Raw genomic sequence first — 2,812 nt, 5'->3', positions numbered from 1 at the left:
TTGTGTATTTTTATATTTTATCTCTTTTCGCTTTTGTTTTTTGTTGTAGCTTCGTCTCTCAGTGAGGATATTTCGGCTTTTTGGTTTTGAATTACCGTTCCGCCGGTGTGGCAGATGGGACAGGCCTTGATCGTTATGGTCTTAGCTTCTTTATAAATATGGCGCCGTTGAAATGGTTTACTGTTTCTGCAATGATTAAAGGCAACAGATTGCAGCGTCAGCGGAACAAAAATGTTCGTGACCGATTAGCCGAAACAGGTTATATTCCCGATCTATCTAACCCTTTGCCGCCCAATAAAGATGGTTACGGTGAGGTGTATCTGAAATATTTCGATGGCACAATAGACGACAACAAAAGTAATGCTGTTCAAGGCTATGTTTCCGCAGCCGCCAATTTCAGGAACTTACAATTGAGTACGCGCGTTGCCTTTGATTATAATGAAGGAATCCGGGATGTGTTTTGGCCTTCCACATTAATGGAAAATAATAATTATCTATCTAATTATTTTGGCTATAATCAGCGTTTTCTGGTAGACAATTCTGCCTCTTACACATTGAATCTGAGCAGTAAAAGTAAATTTGTGTTTGAAGCAGGACAGTCTATTACCAAAGACAGGTATAAGTATGATTATATATATGGCTATAATACGCCAAATGACTACATTAAAATCTTCTCGATTGATTTGAGTAAAATCGCTCAGGGTATTTCTCCTTATAGTGGCATTTCTCCTTATATGTTCCGTTTCACCGATAAAGAAGGATTTGTTTTATCATCGGTATATGGAAAAATAGGCTATTCAGCGATGAATAATGCCCTTAAGCTTTCAGCATTGGTTCGTAATGATGGTTCTTCCGCTTATCCTGCCAGTAACAGGTGGTTGCCCTCTTCGGTTTTTAGTGCTAGCTATGATTTTAAAAAGCAGATATTAAGCAATTTTAATGCTTTTAGCACCTTGTCGCTAAATGCTTCGTACGGGAAGTTTGGTAAATTACTGGATGATGATCGCTTTGCCGCAGGGCCTCAATATGTTGTAGATCTTGGTTGGTCTTCTGAAACTAATATGGGTTCCTACCGGGGGATGGCTGGCCTCTCACGTCCATATACTACCGGATGGGTTGGCTATGATGTGCCTTGGGCTTACAGCAATAAGTTGGACATCGGTCTGAATACCGGATGGTGGGATAACAGGGTTTTGATCTCGGTAGATTATTATAATAATGATGACAAGAATCAATTGCTTGCAATGCCAGCATTCGCATCATCAGGTTATACCAGTATGTATGAAAGTGGTATGTGGGTAAACAATAAGGGGTTTGATGCTACCCTTTCTGTGCAAATACTGAGAAGTGAGCAAGGTTTGAATTGGTCCTTGAATGCAAATGTTAACCAGAATAAAAATGTTTTGAAGGCATTACCTGGTGGTGCCCATGAAGTTGTCATTGGAAGTAATAAATTGGAGGTGGGACATTCCGTGGATAGTTATTGGCTATATGAGAATGAAGGAGTATATAATTCCACTTCTGATATACCTGTGGGCGCTACAACCGGTAAACTACTCAACTTTAACGGAATTGATTTCTCTGCCGGAGATGCGAAATGGAATGATGAAAATAATGATGGTGTAATCAATGATAAGGATAAGGTACTTAAAGGTCATTATATGCCTACCGTAAGCGGCGGATTCGGTAGTAGTCTTTCCTATAAGGGACTTAGTCTGGAATTTCAATTCTATTATGCCTTGGGTCGTCAGGTGTTGAATCAGTTGGCGTCTTCCCGCTTCGATTTTATCAATAGTGAAGCAAATAATGATATCAATTCTGTAAAAGAAATCACTTTTTGGCAGAAGCCATTCGACCCGTCCGATTATCCTATGTATAATCCGTGGAGTAGTGTGGATCCTTATCGTGTGGATCAGGACCTATTTTTACAGAATGCCTCGTTTTTGAAGCTTAGAAACTTGTCGATTGGGTATGATATTTCGAAAATTGGGGCTCTTAAACGGGCCGGTTTTAAAAGTTCGCAGATTTATGTGTCGGCCACCAATCTGTTTACCATTACGCCGTTCAAAAACGGAGATCCTGAGCTAAGCTTATATAATGGTGTATATAATGGTTATGGTATGACTATTCCTAAGTGCTATACTATTGGGATTAAGTTAAACCTTTAATCCGTTTTTTATAATTAACACGAGTAAATTTTAATATCAAGAATAAAATGATGATACGCTTTTTAGAAAATAGCATCTTTAAGCAGACCCGCAGGCTGGCCTGTATTGCTGTATTGCTTGCTTGCATTTTTACCATACTGCCGGGCTGCAATAAGCAACTTAATGTAAAATCCACCCATTTGGCGTCAGAAGCTGACGGCTGGGATTCCTATGACGATGTAGGTAGTGCGTTAACCGGTTTATATGGTTTGTTGAGGGCTGCTATGGCAGAACAAAATACTTACTGGTTATTCGGCGATCTGAGAAACGGCGATTTTACGGCCGTATCGCGGCAAGATTTGAGTGCTATTATCAGTGGTAAACTGAATGTAACATACCCTGTAATACAGGACATATTAGACTGGCGTAGGTTTTACGCTGTCATCAATGCCTGTAATTTATTTATAGAACGTTCGCCGGAGGCTTTACAAGACGAACGGTATACTGAGTTGAATAATAAGGTAGATATTGCCCAGGCTAGAGCTATCAGGGCTTACGTGTATTTTTATATTTCACGGATTTGGGGTGATGTACCATTAATAACCACTTCGCATGATGGTGTATTTGAAGATATTCCTAGAACTTCTCAGGATAAAGTACTTGCT

2 protein-coding genes are annotated in these 2,812 nt (G+C 39.7%); both read left to right on the top strand.

All coding sequences use genetic code 11. From position 1 onward, the window contains the following. Positions 1–80: 80 nt before the first annotated feature. Positions 81–2,168, top strand: a complete 2,088-nt coding sequence (locus ACQR30_RS01695; protein ID WP_429730360.1) for a SusC/RagA family TonB-linked outer membrane protein — start codon at positions 81–83, stop codon at positions 2,166–2,168. Between the two features lie 47 nt (positions 2,169–2,215). After that, positions 2,216–2,812: RagB/SusD family nutrient uptake outer membrane protein (locus tag ACQR30_RS01690; protein ID WP_429730357.1), on the top strand; the 597-nt coding region annotated here is incomplete at its 3' end.

The organism is Arachidicoccus sp. (assembly GCF_050436765.1).
In the GTDB taxonomy this organism is placed as follows: Bacteria; Bacteroidota; Bacteroidia; order Chitinophagales; family Chitinophagaceae; genus Arachidicoccus.
The sequence above is the reverse complement of the archived record's forward strand: the minus strand, read 5'-3'. Positions and strand labels throughout refer to the sequence as shown.